Genomic DNA, 19,793 nt, shown 5'->3' on the forward strand with positions numbered 1-19,793 from the left:
TTTAAGATGAGTGAAGATCAGATTAAAAATTTAGAAGCAGAGTTCGAAGCACGTATTGCACGTGATGAGAAGATCGAACCTAAGGATTGGATGCCTGAGAAATACCGTCAAACACACATAAGACAAATTTCTCAGCATGCCCATTCTGAAATTGTTGGGATGTTGCCTGAAGGCAATTGGATTACAAGAGCACCTTCTTTGAGAAGAAAAGTGGCCTTATTAGCAAAGGTACAAGATGAAGCAGGTCATGGACTCTATTTATACAGTGCCTGTGAAACTTTAGGGATTTCGAGAGAAGAGTTGTATGATCAACTACACAGTGGTAAGGCCAAGTATTCTAGTATTTTTAATTATCCTACCATTACTTGGGCAGATATGGGTGCGATAGGATGGTTGGTAGATGGCGCTGCCATTATTAATCAAGTTCCTCTTTGTAATACATCGTACGGACCATATGCGCGAGCAATGATTCGTGTGTGTAAGGAAGAAAGCTTCCACCAAAGGCAAGGTTATGAGATTATGATGACTTTGGCAAAAGGAACTCCAGAGCAGAAAGCAATGGCCCAAGATGCATTAAATCGCTGGTGGTGGCCATCTCTTATGATGTTTGGACCTACAGATGCAGAGTCGGTTCATACAGCGCAATCTATGAAATGGAAACTAAAGCGTAAGACGAATGACGAATTGCGTCAGCAGTTTGTAGATCAAACAGTACCACAAGCAGAGTTGATTGGTTTAACAGTTCCAGATCCAGATTTAAAATGGAACGAAGAACGTCAGTCCTATGATTTCGGACCAATTGATTGGGATGAATTCTGGCAGGTTGTGAAAGGTCATGGACCAATGAATAAAGAGCGAATGAATGCAAGAGTATCAGCATGGGAGAATGGTGCATGGGTGAGAGAAGCTGCTCTAGCGTACGCAGAAAAACAAGAAGAATATAAATCTAAACAAGCAGTCTAATGAGCAAGAATTGGCCACTTTGGGAAGTCTTCGTTAGAAGTAAAAATGGATTAGAACATCGTCATTTTGGTAGTCTTCATGCTGCTGATGCAGAAATGGCATTAGAGAATGCAAGAGATGTTTATACACGCAGAAACGAAGGTGTTAGTATTTGGGTTGTAGAGTCCAAACATATAACGGCTTCAAACCCTGAGAATAATGGAGAACTTTTTGAGCCAGCTCAAGATAAGGTGTATAGACACCCAACTTTCTATAAAATACCAGACGAAATAAAACACATGTAATGAAGAGCGAGGATTTATACAATTATATTCTTGGTATTGCAGATAATACATTAATACTAGGACAAAGGCTAGGTGAGCTTTGTGGTCATGGTCCAAGTCTTGAAACTGATATCGCTTGCACTAATATGTCACTTGATCTATTAGGGCAAACACGGAGTTATTTTCAATATGCAGCAAAGATAAAAGGCGACAATAGTACAGAAGATTCTATTGCCTTCCTTAGGACAGAGCGTCAATACCTCAATGTGTTGTTGGTGGAGCAACCTAATACAGACTTTGCATATACCATCGCAAGACAATTCTTTTTTGATGTTTATCATTATTTGTTTTTAGAAAAACTACAACTTAGCAAGGACATCAATTTATCAGCAATTGCTCATAAAGCAATTAAGGAGGTTAGCTATCATCAACGTTTTTCATCAGATTGGGTTAAACGCTTAGGCGATGGTACGGATGAGAGTAAAAAACGCATGCAAAATGCGATTGATGATTTATGGCGATATACAGACGAGTTATTTCATACCACTGCTGCAGATGATGCGATGATTACTGAAGGGATTGGTGTGGATGTTTCATCATTAAAGGTTACTTTTTATGAGCGTGTCAATGACATACTCAATAAAGCTAAACTGAATATTCCAGAATCAAAGTGGTTTCAAAAAGGAGGTAAACAGGGTATTCATACTGAGCATATGGGATATATTCTAAACGATATGCAATATATGCAAAGGACTTATCCAAATATGACTTGGTAGCATGACAGTGATTCAAGCTGTAGATATAGATCAAATCCTATTTCCAATACTTGAAAAAGTTTCGGATCCAGAAATTCCGGTACTTTCTATTTTAGAAATGGGCGTAGTACGGTCTGCTATATTGAATGATAAACATGCTATTGTCAAAATTACCCCTACCTATAGTGGTTGCCCAGCAATGGATGTTATCGGTGATGATATTAAAAGGGCTTTAAATGAACATGGATATACGGCTGAGGTGGAATTAATCCTCTCACCAGCATGGACAACAGACTGGATAACTCCAAAGGGAAGAAAGGCGCTAGAAGATTATGGTATTGCGGCACCATTAGAAGCTGAGGCTGATAAAGGGGTGCTCCTAAATGGAAAGCGCCTGGTTAAGTGTCCGCAATGTAAATCTACAAACACACGTTTAGTGAGTCAGTTTGGTTCAACAGCCTGTAAAGCACAGTTTCAATGTAATGACTGTCATGAACCTTTCGATTATTTTAAGTGTCTCAAATAATGTTAGGATTAAGAACAACCATATATAAAGTCGGTAATCTTAATGACGCGAAGGCATGGTATACAAAGGCTTTTAGAATAGAGCCGTACTTTGATGAATCCTACTATGTAGGATTTAATATTGCAGGTTATGAATTAGGGTTGCAAGAACATGATGCAATAAAAGGTGATAATGTTTTTACATATTGGGGTGTTGAGGATATCCATAAAGAATATGAATGTTTTTTAGAATTAGGTGCTACCAAACATGAAGAACCTATGAATGTAGGTGGTGAATTAATGGTATGTTCTGTTAAGGATCCTTGGAACAATATAATTGGATTAATTTATAACCCATATTTTAAATTATAAGGTTAAATGAGTTTTATTGAATTTCAGATAGAAAATAAAGTTGCATCTATTGCATTAAATCGCCCAGAGGTTTTTAATAGTTTTAATCGCGAAATGGCACTTCAGTTACAACAGGTATTAGATGATTGTGCTGAAAATCCTGAGGTTAGAGCCATTGTGCTTACAGCTAAAGGAAAGGCCTTTTGTGCTGGGCAAGATCTCAAAGAAGTAACAGATCCTGAATTAAATCCTGGTTTTAAAAAAATATTAGAAGAACATTACAATCCAATAATTCTCAAAATTAGAGCCATAAAGAAACCGATTATTGCCGCAGTTAATGGCGTTGCGGCAGGTGCAGGTGCCAATATTGCCTTAGCATGTGATCTTGTTATTGCACATGATAAAGTGAGTTTCATACAAGCCTTTAGTTTAATTGGATTAGTGCCAGATAGTGCTGGGACCTACTTTTTGCCAAGGCTTATTGGTTTTCAACGTGCTTCTGCATTGGCCATGTTAGGTGATAAAGTTGGGGCAGAAGAGGCTGAACGTATAGGAATGATATACAAATGTGTTTCGTTAGAATCGTTTGAGAGTACGGTTGATCAATTAGCCATAAGACTAGCCAATATGCCAACAAAAGCATTAGGGATGATTAAAGAATTATTCAATGCTTCCATGACTAATAGTTTAGAAGAGCAACTGGCAACGGAATCAAAATATCAGATTGAAGCAGCCCAAAGTGAAGACTATGCAGAAGGTGTTGCTGCCTTTATTGAAAAACGTCAACCAAAATTTAAGGGGCAATAAGTGAATAAAGAAACTCTTATAGATGTTCAAAAGCGCATTCAGCCATACATCCATCGTACACCGGTTTTAAAATCTAAGTTGTTAAATGAAATCAGTGGTGTCCAATTATTTTTTAAGTGTGAGAACTTTCAAAAAATGGGTGCTTTTAAAATACGAGGGGCCACCAATGCCATTTTATCTCTATCTGAAGCAGAAAGACAAAAAGGTGTGGTAACGCATTCTTCGGGTAATTTTGCTCAAGCTGTGTCGTTGGCAGCTAAAAAATTAGGCATAAAAGCCTATATCGTAATGCCAGAAAATGCACCTCAGGTTAAAAAGAATGGTGTTAAGACTTATAACGGTGAAATTATTGAGTGCGAATCAACGCCAGAGGCTAGAGAAGCAACTGCTGCAAGAATCAAAGATGAAAAAGGTGCTTCTTTTTTGCATCCATCTAATCAAGATGAAGTAATTTTAGGTAATGGAACTGCGGCAATGGAATTGTTAGAAGACCATCCAGATTTGGATATTCTAATGACTCCTGTTGGAGGTGGCGGTCTCATTGCAGGTACTGCATTGGCAGCGCATTACTTTACTGAAAATTGTAAAGTTATCGGAGGTGAGCCTATGGTGGCTGATGATGCCTACAGATCGTTACTTTCTGGGAAAATTGAATATAATACAACCTTTAATACGGTTGCGGATGGTTTAAGAACCCATCTTGGAGATCGAAATTTTCCAATAATTCAGAAGTATGTAGATCGGATTATTAGAGTTGAAGAAGATGAGATTATTGAAGCGATGCGACTTATATGGGAACGCATGAAGATTATAATAGAACCTTCATGTGCTGTGCCGTTTGCAGCGTTACTTAAGAATAAAGAAGAGTTTAAAAATATGAAGGTTGGTATTATATTATCGGGTGGTAATGTAGATTTAAGTAACCTTCCATTTTAGTACAAATTATGAATGTTGGAATAATTGGATCTGGAACAATGGGAAGCGGTATCGCACAAGTTGCGGCAACTGCAGGTTGTAACGTAAAACTATATGATACCAATATCGATGCTTTACATAAGGCAGAAAGTGCTTTGGAAAGGATACTTTCAAGACTCATTGAAAAAGGACGTATTGATAGTGACGAAAAGAATAGGATTCAATCTAATATCAGCTATGTTAATAGTTTAGATGAGCTTGGTGATTCTAATCTCACAATCGAGGCTATTGTAGAGCGCTTAGATGTAAAGAAAAAAGTATTTGAGCATCTCGAAAGTTATGTTTCCGAAGATTGTATTATTGCTTCAAACACTTCAAGTTTGTCGATTGCATCCATTGCATCTGCGTTAAAAAAACCAGAACGCTGTGTTGGAATTCATTTCTTCAATCCTGCACCATTGATGAAATTAGTAGAGGTCATTCCAGCAGTACAAACATCAGATGAGGTGTTAGAAAAATCTATTGAAACCATCTCTAATTGGGGCAAAACCGTTGCTGTTGCTAAAGACACACCAGGATTTATTGTTAATCGTGTTGCTCGTCCTTTTTATGGAGAGGCTTTAAGAATTTATGAGGAAGGTATTGCAGATTTCGCAACCATAGATTATAGTTTAAAAACTGTTGGTGGATTTAGAATGGGTCCGTTCGAATTAATGGATTTTATTGGTAATGATATAAATTATACAGTAACAGAAACTGTTTTTCAATCCTTCTATTACGATCCAAGGTATAAGCCTGCATTTACTCAAAAACGATTTGCTGAAGCAGGTTATTTAGGTAGAAAATCAGGGCGAGGCTATTATGATTATAGTGAAGGTGCCACGAAGCCACTACCAAATAAAGATGAAAAACTAACAAATACCATATTTAATCGTGTTTTAGTAATGCTTATCAACGAAGCGGCTGATGCCCTATTTTTAAATATTGGTACTGTTGAGGCTATAGATAATGCCATGACAAAAGGTGTAAATTATCCAAAAGGCTTGTTAGCGTGGGCCGATGAAAAAGGTATAGATTGGTGTGTTGAGGCACTTGATAATTTATATAACGAGTATCATGAAGATCGTTACCGTTGTAGTCCTTTATTGCGAAAAATGCAGAGAGCAAATCAGACATTCTATTAATGAAGGGTACAGACATTCCATATAAAATGCTCAGCCAAGACGCTTTTAGTCAATGGTTAGGTATTGAAATTTTAGAATGTGAAATAGGAAGATGTAAATTAGGAATGACCATAAGAAAGGATATGCTTAATAGTATGAATAAAACACATGGAGGTATCAGTTATTCCTTAGCAGACACAGCATTTGGATTTGCAGCGAATACGTATGGAAAGTATGCAGTAAGTATAGAAACAAGTATCAATCACATTGAGGCTCTGGAAGAAGGGGATTACTTAGAAGCAGAATCAGTGATTGGAAAAGTTAAGAATAAGCTTGGCTTTAACGTTATTGAGGTAAAGCGAAATAATGAGTTAGTAGCACTTTTTAAAGGTATAGTGTACCGAACTCAAAAAGATTGGGAAGAATAAAAAATCAAATGAAAGAAGCATATATCATAGATGGTGTGCGTACACCAATAGGAAACTATAAAGGAACATTATCTGCAGTTCGTACAGACGATTTAGCAGCTTTGGTGATTTCAGAATTGGTGAATAGGAATTCTAACATTCCTAAAGAAGCTTATGACGATGTTATTTTAGGCTGTGCAAATCAAGCTGGAGAAGATAATCGAAATGTAGCACGCATGGCCTCATTACTTGCTGGCTTACCATATTCTGTACCTGGAGAAACTGTTAATCGACTTTGTAGTTCAGGGCTGTCTGCAATTATCCACGCGAACAGAGCTATAAAGGCTGGTGATGGAGATCTTTTTATTTCAGGTGGTGTGGAGAATATGACACGTGGCCCTTATGTAATGGCTAAGCCAAGTTCGGCATTTGGTGGTGATTCAAAAATGTATGATTCTACTTTTGGATGGCGTTTCGTTAACCCCAAAATGCATGCGATGTACGGAACGGATGGCATGGGCGTAACTGCTGAAAATTTAGTGGAGAAGTACAATATTTCACGTGAGGATCAGGATAAATTTGCGTATTGGAGTCAAATGAAAGCTTCAAAAGCACAATCTAATACGCGATTGGCGAAAGAAATCGTCACCGTTGAGATACCACAAAGAAAAAAAGAACCTATTCAATTTTCGAAGGATGAATTTGTAAAACCAGGTACAACTTTGGAAGTTTTAGGAAAATTACGTCCTGCATTTAAAAAAGAAGGCGGTAGTGTTACGGCTGGCAATTCTTCTGGACTCAATGATGGTGCTGCGGCTACTATTATCGCATCATCCGATGCTGTAAAGCAATACAATTTAAAACCATTAGCAAGAATTGTTAGTTCAGCTGTGGTTGGGGTAGAACCCAGAATAATGGGTATTGGCCCTGTTGAAGCCTCTAATAAGGCACTTGAGAAAGCAGGGTTAACCATGAAAGATATACATATAATAGAGTTAAATGAGGCTTTTGCAGCACAAGCACTAGCTTGTACTAGAGCTTGGGGATTGGCAGATGATGATCCTCGTTTAAATCCTAATGGAGGCTCAATAGCAATTGGTCATCCCTTAGGTGTTACAGGTACAAGAATTGCCTATTCAGCAGCACTAGAATTACATGAGCAACAAAAACGTTACGCACTAGTGACGATGTGTATAGGAGTTGGTCAAGGCTATGCTGCAATATTAGAACGCGTTTAATATGAAGAAAATTCAACATTACGTCCAAGGTCAATGGACTATAGGTAAGGAAGACGGAATTCCAGTTCTTGATGCGGTTACTGGCGAAGCATTTGCTTCAGTAGCAATTGAAGGCTTAGATATACCAGAAATTCTTCAATACGGAAGAACAAAAGGAGGTGAGCAATTGCGAAAAATGACCTTTCAGCAACGTGGTAATATGCTTAAAAAATTAGCATTATATCTAACCAAGCGTAAAGATGCCTTTTATGATTTAAGTTATAGAACTGGTGCGACTAAAGTAGATAGTTGGATTGATATTGAAGGTGGATTTGGTAATCTATTTGCAAATGCATCCTTACGTAAACTATTTCCTAATCAATCATTTCATGTCGAAGGTGATCCCATTGATTTATCGCGAGGAGGTCGCTTTATGGCACATCATATTATGGTGCCAAAAAAGGGTGTGGCAGTACATATCAATGCTTTTAATTTTCCAGTTTGGGGAATGCTTGAGAAGTGTGCGGTCAATTGGATGGCAGGAGTGCCAGCTGTCGTATTGCCAGCACCATCATCATCATATTTAGCAGAAGCTGTAGCGCGAACTATTATAGATTCTGGTATACTTCCTGAAGGTGCATTACAGATTATTAATGGAACTGTAAAAAATATTCTAGATACGGTCGAGTCACAAGACGTTGTAACCTTTACGGGTTCTGCTCAGACAGGACGATTATTAAAAGCACATCCTAGGCTTATAGAAGAATCGGTGCCTTTTACTACTGAAGCAGATTCGTTAAACGCTTCTGTTCTTGGGGAAGACGCCGTGCCAGGAACTTCAGAATTTGATTTATTTATCAAAGAGGTGAGAAAAGAAATGACCGTAAAAGCAGGTCAAAAATGTACGGCAATACGACGTATTATTGTTCCAGAAAAATTGGTAGAAGATGTTCAGATTGCTTTAGGAAATGCACTTGATAAGGTTACAATAGGAGATCCAAGACTTAAAGAAGTGCGAATGGGATCCTTAATAAGTCAGCAACAGGTACAATCTGTTAAAGATGCTGTTAATGACTTGGCGAAGGAAGCAGAGATTGTCTATGGTCATTTGGATAAGATTGAAACCATTGGTGCCGATGCAAAAAAAGGTGCATTTATAAGTCCAATCGTGTTGCGATCTAATAATCCATTTGAGAATACCATTATTCATGAGCGAGAGGCTTTTGGACCAGTAAGTACCATAATGCCATATAAAACTCTAGATGAAGCTGTTACGCTTGCTCAAATGGGTAAAGGGTCATTGGTTTCATCAATTGCTACAAATAACGACGATATTGCTAGAGAATATGTTGTAAATGCTGCGAGCCATCATGGTAGAATTTTAGTATTAAATAGAGAAAGTGCCAAGGAAAGTACAGGTCATGGCTCACCATTGCCATATTTGGTGCATGGTGGACCAGGAAGAGCTGGTGGTGGAGAAGAAATGGGTGGTATGCGTGGTATAAAACACTATTTACAACGTACTGCTATACAAGGGTCTCCAAGTACAATTACAACGATTACTGGAATTTACCAACAAAATGCGAAGTATAAGGAAACAGAACAACATCCATTTAAATACCATTGGGATGATATTGAAGTAGGAATGTCTTTGAAAACGCATAAGCGTACCATTACAGATTCAGATATCGTCAATTTTGCTAATCTTACCTGGGATCATTTCTATGCACATACCGATATCACATCCTTAGATGGTAGTATTTTTGAAAAGCGAACGGCACACGGCTATTTTATAATCTCAGCTGCAGCCGGACTGTTTGTTCATCCAGATAAAGGACCAGTAGCCGCGAATTATGGATTGGATAGCATTCGTTTTTTGAGGCCTCTTTATCATAACGACACAATTTATGTGAGGCTAACATGTAAAGAAAAAGTAGATCGTGATGTAGCATCAGCAGAACACCCAAGTGGCATAGTAAAATGGCATGTGGAGGTGTTTGATGCCAATTTTAATGAGAGGCCAGAAAGTCAAAAGAATGATAAGGATAGTCCATTAGTAGCAGTAGCTACAATTTTAACAATGGTACAAAAGAAGCAACAGACATTTGTTGAGATGACATCAGCTAAAATTGATGAATGTTTATCAAAGCTTACAGAAGAGACTGAGCCTAAATGGGGAATTATGACGCCTCAACACATGATTGAACATTTAGAATATACCTATAAAATTGCGGCTGGAGAAATTCAGGATTTTGAAATTTCAACACCAGAGAAAATCCTCGAAAAGGTAAAGAACAGTTTATGGAACTATAAGAAGTTTCCACAAAACAGTCAGTTTCCGCAATTGGAAAAAGATACATTAGATGATTTAAAGCATCCAGATTTAGCAACTGCGATTTTAAAGTTTAAAGAACAGCGAGATGCATATATCGAATATTTTAAGGTACATCCAGATGCTATCCTAAAAAATATGGTATTTGGAGAATTAAATAAATATGAGTGGTATTTACTCGAAAGGAAGCACTTAAATCATCACTTTGAACAATTTGGATTACTATAATTATGACACAACCATACGTTAAGCAAACTATTGAGAATGAAGTTGGATATATAGAGTTTTTTCATCCAGCTCATAATTCATTACCAGGAGATCTCTTGTCGCAATTGGCAGATACCATAACAGAGGCAGGTGAGAATGAAGCTATAAAAGTTATTGTTTTAAAAAGTGGAGGTAATCGAACCTTCTGCGCAGGAGCCAGTTTTAAAGAGTTAATAAATATTAATGATGAAGATACCGGAAAGGTATTTTTCTCGGGTTTTGCAAATGTCATCAATGCTATGCGTAAATGCCCAAAATTTATTATCGGACGCGTGCAAGGGAAAACTGTAGGTGGTGGTGTAGGTCTTGCATCAGCAACAGATTATTGTATGGCAACAAATTTTGCGGCAATTAAGTTGAGTGAGCTTAATGTGGGTATTGGACCGTTTGTAGTTGGGCCAGCGGTTCAAAGAAAATTAGGATTAAGTGGGATGTCCCAAATTGCAATTGATGCCAATAGTTTTTACCCAGCTGAATGGGCAAAAAGCAAAGGACTTTTTACTCAAGTATATGAAACGACGGAAGAATTGGATGCTGAGGTTAAAGCTTTTGCCGAAAATCTTTGTAATTATAATCCTGAAGCCATGCGTGACATGAAAACTATGTTTTGGGCAGGTACTGAAAATTGGGATACACTTTTGGCAGAACGTGCCGCAATTAGTGGGCGATTAGTTTTAAGCGATTTTACAAAGGAAACATTGAAAAGATTTAAATAATGATTTACAGTTTTCAAGGATTTATTCCAGTTGTTCATAAGAGCAGTTTTGTACATCCATTGGCTACCGTTACTGGTAATGTAATCATTGGTAAAAACTGTTATATAGGTCCTGGAGCTGCAATCCGAGGTGATTGGGGACAAATAATTTTAGAAGACGGAGTAAATGTTCAAGAAAATTGTACTGTGCACATGTTTCCAGGTAAATCAATTACTTTAAAAGAAAGTGCTCATGTTGGGCATGGTGCTATTATTCATGGTGCAAATTTAGGACGTAATTGTCTTATTGGTATGAATACAGTTATAATGGATGATGCCCAAATTGGAGATGAATCCATAGTCGGAGCCATGTCCTTTGTAAAAGCTGAAACAATTATACCAAAGCGTAGTTTAGTTGTTGGAAATCCTGCAAAGGTGATTAAGCAAGTGACGGATGAGATGATTGCATGGAAAACAAAAGGAACAAAACTTTATCAGCAATTACCTCAAGATTGTCAAAATACCTTAAAGGAAGTTGAACCACTACGTGAGGTGCCATCCGATAGAAAACTACAAGAAGGCACGTATAGTACATTAAGAGAAACATTCAAAAAGTAGAAAGGCTAAATTCTACTTAAATCAATTTCATTGGTTTCCTTGCCTGTACTCAACGTTATTAAACTTTGCACATTACCTAAATAAGGTAATAAGGTTAATTTGGAAATTATAAAATGTTCATAGGCCTCAATATCTTCTACCACTAGCTTTAATAAATAGTCAAAGTTTCCACTCACGCGATGGCACTCTATGATTTCGGGAAAATTATTGATTTCTTTCACGAATTTTTCAAGGTAGCTTCGCGTATGACCTTGAAGAGTAATACCAATAAATACGGTAAGCTTAAGTCCAATCTTCTTGTTGTCTAAAACCGCAACGTACTTTTTGATATAACCTTCACGCTCTAGCTTCTTTATCCGTTCAAAGACAGGTGAGGTGGTCATACCTAATTCATCTGCAAGGCTCTTAGTCGTTCTGTTGCTATTAGACTGTAGTATGGATAGTATTTGAGTGTCAATTTTATCTAAGGTATAGGCCATAAGAATAATATTTTGTTGGGCATTTTAAAGGGATATATAAAAAGAATATAAATCTGATAAAATAACAAAATAAAGAATAAAAAACCTAATATAATCAATTTATAAGTTTTTTAAGTCTTTAAAATACCTCTTTAAGTATCTTTGATGCTTAAGAATAATAGTATTTTTTGTGGCAAGAATTGAATTTAAAATGCCCAAATTGGGTGAGAGTATTACCGAAGCGGCAATTATTACATGGTTTAAAAGCGTAGGAGATCACATTGATGAAGATGAGATGCTTCTCGAGGTTGCAACTGATAAGGTAGATTCTGAGGTGCCTTCAAATGTATCAGGGACCATAGAGGAAATATTATTCAATGCCAATGATGTCATTAAAATTGGAGATACTATTGCGATTATAGAGAGTGATGGTGTCTCAAGTAAACCTACGGAAACTAATCAAGCTAAGCCAGATAAGGTTAAAACACCAAAAAAGAATACTAAAAAAGCACCGTTACGATCTAAGATTGAGAAGCCTGCGGCATTCGAAAAATTTAGTGTTTCGAATAGTAATACCTTCTTTTCACCATTAATTATTTCTATTGCAAAAGAGCATCATATCAGTTTTGAGGAGTTGGCCAGAATTCCTGCTACAGGTAAAGAGGGACGTTTGCGAAAGAGCGATGTTTTTCAATATATCGAAGATGGTCGACCGTATAAATTTGCCCAGCCAGTAACACAAGATCCAACAGCATATAGAATTCCACAATTAACCTTCGATAAGGGTAATGGAAAAATTGTAGAAATGGATAGAATGCGCCAAATGATAGCAGATCATATGGTGTACTCAAAGCATACTTCACCGCATGTAACGGCGTACGTTGAAGCAGATTTAACCAATATGGTGAATTGGAGAAATGCCAATAAAACCGCCTTCTTTGAGAAGTATGGAGAGAAATTAACCTTTACGCCATTGTTTATGGAAGCTGTGGCTAAGGCAGTTGAGGACTTTCCAAATATTAATGCATCTGTTGATGGTAATAAAATAATTATTAAGGATGCAATTAATGTTGGTATGGCAACCGCATTACCTTCTGGTAATCTCATTGTACCAGTTGTAAAGAATGCTAATACAAAGGATTTGTTGTCCTTAGCTAAAGATGTGAATTCACTTTCAAATAAAGCTAGAGAAAACAAGCTTACAGCCGATGATATCCAAGGGAGCACCTTCACAATATCCAATGTTGGCACGTTTGGAAGTGTTATGGGTACACCTATCATTAATCAACCTGAAGTGGCCATTCTTGCCTTAGGAATTATTAAGAAGCGTCCAGAAGTTATTGAAACAGAGAAGGGTGATGAAATTGCAATAAGAAGTATGATGTATTTGTCCTTGTCATTTGATCATCGCGTAGTTGATGGTTATTTAGGAGGAAGTTTTGTAAGACGCGTAGCGGACTATTTTGAACAATTTGATACTAATAGAAAAATATAGCATATGGCTTTCGATATAAAAATAAATAAAGTAGGGCAGTCCAAGATTAATCAATTAGATTTTGATAATATCCCATTGGGAACATCATTTACAGATCATATGTTTATCTGTGATTATGAAAATGGTGAATGGGTGAATCCAAGAATTGAACCATTAAGACCCATTCCCACTCATCCAGCGGCAATGGCCTTACATTACGGACAAGCCATTTTTGAAGGTATGAAAGCTTATAAGGATCCTAATGGAACACCAATGCTTTTCAGGCCAGAACATAATGCTAAAAGATTAAATCTAAGTGCAGACAGGATGGGAATGCCCCATTTTCCTGAGGATTTATTTGTTGAAGGATTAAGGGAATTAGTGAGTTTAGAGAGACAATGGATTCCACCTCAACAAGGGAGTGCATTATATTTAAGACCTTTTATGTATGCGGATGAACCATTTATTGGTATGAGAGCCGCGACTCATTTTAAATTTATAATTATGGCATCGCCATCAGGACCATTTTTTAGTAAACGTATTAAATTATGGGCAGAGAACTATTTTATTCGGGCAGCGCATGGTGGAACAGGTGAAGCTAAGGCAGCTGGTAATTATGCGGCAGCAATAAGACCTACTGAGTTAGCAAAATCTAAAGGATATGATCAGGTATTATGGTTAGATGCCGCAGAACATAAATATATTCAAGAGGTAGGTACCATGAATATCTTTTTTAAGATTAATGGCGAATTTATAACACCTGAATTGGATGGTTCTGTATTGCATGGTATTACACGACTGAGCGTTATTGAACTTTTGAGACATTTAGGTTTTAAAGTTACAGAACGCAAAATCACGATTCAAGAAATTATTGAAGCATCAGAAAATAAAACTTTAGAAGAAGCATTCGGTACTGGAACAGCTGTAGGAATAGCTTATATCCAAGAAATTGGACTTGAAGGCGGTGCCATCCATGTTTCAGATGAGAGTCCGGTTGGTTTAAAAGTAAATGATACACTCAACGCCATCAAAACCGGTCTTCAAAAGGATGAATTTGGTTGGATGAATAAGGTTGAAAAGGAATTGGTGTAAATGAAAAAGGAAATTCTTAAGGAAGGGTTTGTGAAACTCTGTACGGCCAAAGCAATGGCTGAATTATACGAGGTAAATTTTAAACAAGTCTCTAAATATGTTCATGCAACTTCACGTGGACATGAAGCCATTCAGATTGCATTGGCTTTGCAATTATTACCTCAAGACTATGCCTTCCCATATTACCGAGATGATGCTATGTTATTGGGTATTGGAATGCGTCCTTATGATTTAATGTTACAGCTTTTAGCGAAAAAGGATGATCCTTTTTCGGGTGGACGTACTTACTATTCGCATCCTAGTTTAAATGAAGAAGATAAGCCTAAAATACCACATCAGTCTTCAGCAACAGGTATGCAAGCCATTCCTGCTACAGGTGTAGCAATGGGAATGTTGTATAAAGAACAACAGGGATTAAATGATTCGTCGGTTGACAATCCAATAGTCGTCTGTTCTCTTGGTGATGCTTCGGTTACAGAAGGAGAAATTGCTGAAGCATTTCAAATGGCAGCTCTAAAACAAATGCCTATTCTATACTTAGTACAAGATAACGGTTGGGATATTTCGGCAAATGCTGAAGAGACAAGAGCCCAAAATGCCTACGGATATGCGCAAGGATTTCATGGACTGGATGCTATAAGTATTGATGGAGCCAATTTTATAGAAAGCTATAGCGCCATCGAAGAGGTAATTTCAATTATAAGGAAAGAAAGACGTCCAATATTAGTACATGCCAAAGTACCGCTACTAAATCATCACACTTCTGGTGTACGTATGGAATGGTATAGAGATGATTTGGAAGAAGCTAAATCAAGAGATCCATATCCAGTCATTAAGCAACAATTATTAGATGGTGGATTTTCACTTAATGACATTGTAGAATTAGAACAAAAGGCTGTAGAAATTGTTAAAGCAGATTTTGAAGAAGCATTAAAAGCTGAAGATCCAAAACCTGAAGATTTATTTACGCATGACTTTGTTCCAACTCCAATAACCGAAGAGCAGGGCACTAGAGAACCAGAGGGAGCGGATCGGGTAGTCATGGTAGATTGTGCTTTATTTGCTGTAGAGGAGTTAATGCGCAAGCATAAAGAGTGTTTGCTTTATGGACAAGACGTAGGTGGACGATTGGGTGGTGTTTTTAGAGAGGCAGCAACCTTGGCTCAGAAGTTTGGCGACGATAGAGTTTTTAATACACCAATTCAGGAAGCCTTTATTGTAGGTTCTACTGTTGGTATGAGTGCTGTTGGTTTAAAGCCAATTGTGGAAGTACAATTTGCAGATTATATATGGCCAGGATTAAATCAATTATTTACTGAGGTAAGTCGAAGTTGTTATTTGTCAAATGGCAAATGGCCAGTAAGTATGATACTGCGAGTTCCTATTGGTGCTTATGGTTCTGGAGGACCCTATCATTCATCATCTGTTGAGAGTGTACTTACTAACATAAGAGGTATTAAAATTGCTTATCCAAGTAATGGCGCTGATTTAAAAGGGATAATGAAGGCGGCCTACTATGACCCTAATCCAGTTGTGATATTAGAACATAAAGGATTGTATTGGTCAAAAGTACCAGGAACGCAAACTGCAACTTCAATTGAGCCTTCTGAGGATTATGTGCTTCCAATGGGAAAAGCTTGGGTTTTACAAGAAATTTGGAAGCAAGAAAATGTGGAAACTTTAACCATTGTAACCTACGGAATGGGAGTACACTGGGCCTATAATGCTTCAGGTGATTTAGATATGCGAGATCAAATAGAAATAATAGATTTGAGAACGCTCTATCCATTAGATGAGGACACCATTATGAAATCCGTTAAGAAAACTGGAAAATGTTTAGTTGTTACGGAAGAGCCATCTAATAATAGCTTTGCAAGAGCACTTTCTGGAAAAATACAAGAAGAATGCTTCAAATATTTAGATGCTCCGGTAATGGTAATTGGAAGCGAAAATATGCCAGCAATTCCTTTAAATTCAACTTTAGAGCAAACCATGATACCTTCTACCGAGAAGGTGAAAGCTAAAATTGAGGAACTCCATAATTATTAATTTTTGCAATTTAGAATTTCTGTATCTTAGAATCATCTAAGATTTTTATCATGCTAACTAAAAAACGATACTCTGTCAAAGACATGGCGCTTTGGACAAGAGGAGAAACTCTAATTTATTTGCTTTATGCAGGTATTATCACAGTACTATATCATGTTTTTGAATTTACTTTCTTAAATGTGCCGTGGACACCTGTTGCACTCATAGGTACCGCAGTTGCCTTTCTTGTAGGTTTCCAAAATAATTCTGCTTATGGACGTATTTGGGAGGCGCGAAAAATTTGGGGTGCTATAGTAAATACATCACGAACTTGGGGTATGAAGGTGCAAGATATGGTTGCTAGCAGAAACCAAGATACAACCTTATCGGACTCAAAAATTAAGGCTGAACAAAAAATCCTAGTATATAGGCATATTGCTTGGATGACCGCACTACGGTATGCTATGAGAACCCGAAAAACTTGGGAGACCCAACATAAGGCAATAACGAATAGAGAATGGAGAAACCGAATTCATATTCCTGAAGAGGTATCTACACTCGAAGATAATTTAAGATTGTATTTATCAGATGAGGAGCGTGAATATGTAATGAGTAAATCTAACAAGCAAACGGCTTTATTATATCTTCAGTCGGCACACATCAGAAAGCTAAAAGAACAAGGTCTTGTTTGGGAATTTGCATTTTTAGAGCTCGAAAATGTGCTAGAGGAATTATTTACACACCAAGGCAAATCAGAACGGATTAAGAACTTCCCATATCCAAGACAATATGCTAGTATTTCGCTTTATTTAACTCGAGTATTTGCCATTTTATTACCATTTGGTTTGATTCCTGAATTTGCAGAAATAGGCAATTCGATGGCAGGTAGTTTTTTCTTAGTGGGTAAATATTTTATATGGACAGCTGTGCCATTTTGTGCAACCGTATCTTGGGCGTTTCATACCATGGAACGCTTGGCTAGAGCAGGAGAAAATCCTTTTGAAGGTAATCCAAATGATGTGCCAATATCCACAATTTCAAGAGGTATAGAAATAGACCTTAGACAAATGCTAGATGAAGATCCTAAAGATATTCCTAGTCAATTTCCAGAAGAAAAGAATGTTCAGATGTAAACTATAATTTATAGTCAGACAGTGGTTTTGTGAATTTTTCTGGATCTGCGGCAAGATGATATCTCGGATCATCAATATCCTCCACGATAACCTCTTTAAATTTTGGACTTGCTTTGTACATGAGGTTTTTACAGTCTGTGCTGAGGTGTTTTAATTTGATAGATTTTCCTGCAGCTTCGTATTTATTTACCAAATTAAAAATAGCTTCTAGAGCAGAATGATCACTTACTCGAGATTCAATAAAATCTATTTCTACAGAATCAGGGTCATTTTTGATATCAAACTTAGCATTGAAATTTTGTATCGAGCCAAAAAACAACGGACCCCATATTTCATAGGTTTTGGTACCATCAGCTTGAAAGCGTTTACGTGCTCTAATCATTGTTGCATTTTTCCATGCAAATACTAATGCTGATATGATTACACCTGCTATAACAGCAATTGCTAAATCCTTCCAAACAGTTATTGCTGAAACTGCGATTAAAACAATAGCATCAGATATTGGAATTTTTCTAATAATTCTAAAACTACTCCATGCGAATGTTCCGATTACGACCATAAACATCACTCCAACTAAGGCGGCAATTGGTATTTGTTCTATGAGTGGAGCTCCAAAGAGTACAAAACACAATAAAGCTATAGCAGCAACTGCACCAGAAAGCCTTCCTCGACCACCAGAATCAACATTAATTATAGATTGTCCAATCATGGCACAACCACCCATACCTCCAAAGAGTCCATTTAAAATATTTGCACCACCTTGTGCGACACATTCTCTATTGCCACTACCTCGAGTTTCTGTGATTTCATCAACAAGGTTAAGAGTCATTAAGGATTCAATAAGACCAACAGCAGCTAAAATAAACGCAGTTGAAATAATTGTGTCCCAATGCCCAGATAGCGTCCCGAAAAGACCAAATATTTGATCTTGAAATGTTGGTAGGCTACCTTGAAGTCCTTCACCTCCACCTTCTCTAATAAAAGAGCCAACAGTACTCATTTCAATATTTCCAAAAATGGTAATACACGCCACTGCAATAATAGCGATCAACGCGGCTGGGATTTTCTTTGTTAATTTAGGTAAGCCATACATAATAGCCATTGTGAGTCCAATGAAACCCATCATTTTCCAAAAGGAAATATTTGAAAATAGTGCACTAAACCATTCTGACGTATTATTTAAAAATGAAATTTCTTTTGGTACAGCGTTAGGAAATAAGCCTAATTGAGATAAAAATATGACAATAGCGAGGCCATTAACAAACCCCATCATCACAGGATGTGGAATAAGTCTAACAAATTTCCCCAGTCTAAATACACCTGCAGCTATTTGAATAGCACCTACAAAAAGAAGTGTTATAAATAACCACTGTAAACCTAAATTTTCAATTGGTGATTCTAAAGTTAAACCAACCTCATTACCTTTTTGAATGAGGTGTACCATAACTACAGCCATTGCGCCAGTAGCTCCTGATATCATTCCTGGTCTACCACCAAAAAGAGCTGTAACAATACCCATCATAAAAGCGCCATAAAGACCAACAAGTGGATCTACGCCAGCAACGAATGCAAATGCAACAGCTTCAGGCACTAAAGCTAAGGCAACAGTTAAACCAGATAATATATCGTTTTTTGGATTTTGGGTAAAATTCTTCCGTGTAGTTTGACCAAGTATCATAATAAATAGGCTTAAAGGTGGGCAAAGATATATTTTTTAAGCAAATACAGGCATTCTTGAGTTTATGGTATAAAAAAAGCGCCGAACTGGCGCTTTTTGAAAATTTCATACTTTTATTTTTCCGGAGGGAACTGCATTAAGGTTTTCTGAACGAACTCTTTTATCCTTGCTTCTTTTTTCTCAACATTTTTCGTCACTAAGAAGCCAGTTCCTGATCCTTGCCAAATTAATTCCTTTTCAGCATTGTCTATAATATCTATGAAGAGCATGCCTTCGGTTCTTGTAGAAACCTGATTACCGCCCCAGCCGGCTCCCCAGCCAGGTCCCCAGCCCCAACCAGGACCCCAGCCCCAGCCTCCCCAGCCCCAGGCATTGTTATACACATCTACGCGTTGAGTAGACTTTGTAAACATGCTTATGAGCATATCAGGGTTTTCAGATTTGGTATAACCTTTGGCCATCAATTCTGTTTCAATGGCTCTAAGAATTCGTCTTTTATCAATATCGCTAATCTCTGCTTTATCAATTCCTGGCTTGAAAAAAGCAAAGGTTTTGTATTGGTCAAAATTTGCCTCTCTATCATAATCTGCAGCTACTCTAACTGAACTACAAGAGGATAGAAGGAATGCAAATAATAAAACTGGGATAATTCTTGTCATTCTTTTCATGTCGCT

Annotated in this window: 20 protein-coding genes; 17 read left to right on the forward strand and 3 right to left on the reverse strand. The window is 37.3% G+C overall.

Annotated elements, in window-relative coordinates; all coding sequences use genetic code 11:
- The first annotated feature begins 6 nt into the window (after positions 1-6).
- From paaA to ACRHOC_RS12565, 13 genes are read left to right on the forward strand one after another with little or no spacing between them, the layout of a single operon-like run.
- The gene (gene paaA / locus ACRHOC_RS12505; RefSeq protein WP_431158988.1) at positions 7-963 is read left to right on the forward strand and encodes a 1,2-phenylacetyl-CoA epoxidase subunit PaaA; all 957 of its coding nucleotides are present in this window, start codon (positions 7-9) and stop codon (positions 961-963) included.
- Positions 963-1,247: a 1,2-phenylacetyl-CoA epoxidase subunit PaaB gene (paaB, locus tag ACRHOC_RS12510; protein ID WP_431158989.1), complete on the forward strand. Its 285-nt coding sequence runs from the start codon at positions 963-965 to the stop codon at positions 1,245-1,247. Before paaA ends, paaB begins: the two co-directional genes overlap by 1 nt.
- Positions 1,247-2,002 (forward strand): 1,2-phenylacetyl-CoA epoxidase subunit PaaC, encoded by a 756-nt coding sequence (gene paaC, locus ACRHOC_RS12515; RefSeq protein ID WP_431158990.1) that lies wholly within the window; start codon positions 1,247-1,249, stop codon positions 2,000-2,002. The genes paaB and paaC overlap by 1 nt, the downstream gene beginning before the upstream one ends.
- A gap of 1 nt (position 2,003) precedes the next feature.
- Positions 2,004-2,507, forward strand: coding sequence for a 1,2-phenylacetyl-CoA epoxidase subunit PaaD (gene paaD / locus ACRHOC_RS12520; RefSeq protein WP_431158991.1), 504 nt, complete (start codon positions 2,004-2,006; stop codon positions 2,505-2,507).
- The gene (locus tag ACRHOC_RS12525) at positions 2,507-2,857 is read left to right on the forward strand and encodes a VOC family protein (protein WP_431158992.1); all 351 of its coding nucleotides are present in this window, start codon (positions 2,507-2,509) and stop codon (positions 2,855-2,857) included. Before paaD ends, ACRHOC_RS12525 begins: the two co-directional genes overlap by 1 nt.
- 6 nt (positions 2,858-2,863) lie before the next feature.
- Entirely contained in the window at positions 2,864-3,643 is a 780-nt protein-coding gene (locus tag ACRHOC_RS12530; protein ID WP_431158993.1) for an enoyl-CoA hydratase-related protein, read from the forward strand.
- Positions 3,644-4,579, forward strand: coding sequence for a pyridoxal-phosphate dependent enzyme (locus ACRHOC_RS12535; protein WP_431158994.1), 936 nt, complete (start codon positions 3,644-3,646; stop codon positions 4,577-4,579).
- A gap of 8 nt (positions 4,580-4,587) precedes the next feature.
- Entirely contained in the window at positions 4,588-5,742 is a 1,155-nt protein-coding gene (locus tag ACRHOC_RS12540) for a 3-hydroxyacyl-CoA dehydrogenase NAD-binding domain-containing protein (RefSeq protein ID WP_431158995.1), read from the forward strand.
- Positions 5,742-6,149 (forward strand): PaaI family thioesterase, encoded by a 408-nt coding sequence (locus tag ACRHOC_RS12545; protein ID WP_431158996.1) that lies wholly within the window; start codon positions 5,742-5,744, stop codon positions 6,147-6,149. Before ACRHOC_RS12540 ends, ACRHOC_RS12545 begins: the two co-directional genes overlap by 1 nt.
- An 8-nt stretch (positions 6,150-6,157) precedes the next feature.
- Entirely contained in the window at positions 6,158-7,366 is a 1,209-nt protein-coding gene (pcaF, locus tag ACRHOC_RS12550) for a 3-oxoadipyl-CoA thiolase (RefSeq protein ID WP_431158997.1), read from the forward strand.
- A 1-nt stretch (position 7,367) separates the two neighbouring features.
- Positions 7,368-9,905 (forward strand): phenylacetic acid degradation bifunctional protein PaaZ, encoded by a 2,538-nt coding sequence (gene paaZ / locus ACRHOC_RS12555; protein ID WP_431158998.1) that lies wholly within the window; start codon positions 7,368-7,370, stop codon positions 9,903-9,905.
- A gap of 2 nt (positions 9,906-9,907) precedes the next feature.
- The gene (locus ACRHOC_RS12560; RefSeq protein ID WP_431158999.1) at positions 9,908-10,660 is read left to right on the forward strand and encodes an enoyl-CoA hydratase/isomerase family protein; all 753 of its coding nucleotides are present in this window, start codon (positions 9,908-9,910) and stop codon (positions 10,658-10,660) included.
- A complete protein-coding gene (locus ACRHOC_RS12565; protein WP_431159000.1) occupies positions 10,660-11,256 on the forward strand; it encodes a transferase hexapeptide repeat family protein in 597 nt (198 codons plus the stop codon). The genes ACRHOC_RS12560 and ACRHOC_RS12565 overlap by 1 nt, the downstream gene beginning before the upstream one ends.
- Before the next feature lie 5 nt (positions 11,257-11,261).
- Here ACRHOC_RS12565 and ACRHOC_RS12570 read toward each other — a convergent pair whose 3' ends face one another.
- A complete protein-coding gene (locus ACRHOC_RS12570; protein ID WP_431159001.1) occupies positions 11,262-11,735 on the reverse strand; it encodes an Lrp/AsnC family transcriptional regulator in 474 nt (157 codons plus the stop codon).
- Positions 11,736-11,904: 169 nt separating this feature from the next.
- Here ACRHOC_RS12570 and ACRHOC_RS12575 point away from each other — a divergent pair, with 169 nt between their 5' ends.
- From ACRHOC_RS12575 to ACRHOC_RS12590, 4 genes are read left to right on the forward strand one after another with little or no spacing between them, the layout of a single operon-like run.
- A complete protein-coding gene (locus tag ACRHOC_RS12575; RefSeq protein WP_431159002.1) occupies positions 11,905-13,209 on the forward strand; it encodes a dihydrolipoamide acetyltransferase family protein in 1,305 nt (434 codons plus the stop codon).
- Positions 13,210-13,212: 3 nt separating this feature from the next.
- Complete coding sequence (locus tag ACRHOC_RS12580; protein WP_431159003.1) at positions 13,213-14,280, forward strand: branched-chain amino acid aminotransferase; 1,068 nt, start codon at positions 13,213-13,215, stop codon at positions 14,278-14,280.
- Positions 14,281-16,329, forward strand: a complete 2,049-nt coding sequence (locus ACRHOC_RS12585; protein WP_431159004.1) for an alpha-ketoacid dehydrogenase subunit alpha/beta — start codon at positions 14,281-14,283, stop codon at positions 16,327-16,329.
- A 50-nt stretch (positions 16,330-16,379) separates the two neighbouring features.
- The gene (locus ACRHOC_RS12590; protein WP_431159005.1) at positions 16,380-17,441 is read left to right on the forward strand and encodes a bestrophin family protein; all 1,062 of its coding nucleotides are present in this window, start codon (positions 16,380-16,382) and stop codon (positions 17,439-17,441) included.
- A gap of 1 nt (position 17,442) precedes the next feature.
- Here the strand turns inward: ACRHOC_RS12590 and ACRHOC_RS12595 are convergent, their stop codons facing one another.
- Positions 17,443-19,119 (reverse strand): SulP family inorganic anion transporter, encoded by a 1,677-nt coding sequence (locus tag ACRHOC_RS12595; protein ID WP_431159006.1) that lies wholly within the window; start codon positions 19,117-19,119, stop codon positions 17,443-17,445.
- A gap of 113 nt (positions 19,120-19,232) precedes the next feature.
- On the reverse strand, positions 19,233-19,787 hold the full coding sequence (locus ACRHOC_RS12600; RefSeq protein ID WP_431159007.1) for a DUF4136 domain-containing protein: 555 nt from the start codon (positions 19,785-19,787) through the stop codon (positions 19,233-19,235).
- Between the last annotated feature and the right edge of the window lie 6 nt (positions 19,788-19,793).

Origin of the sequence: Winogradskyella poriferorum (assembly GCF_050618035.1) — a bacterium.
Lineage (GTDB): Bacteria > Bacteroidota > Bacteroidia > Flavobacteriales > Flavobacteriaceae > Winogradskyella > Winogradskyella poriferorum_A.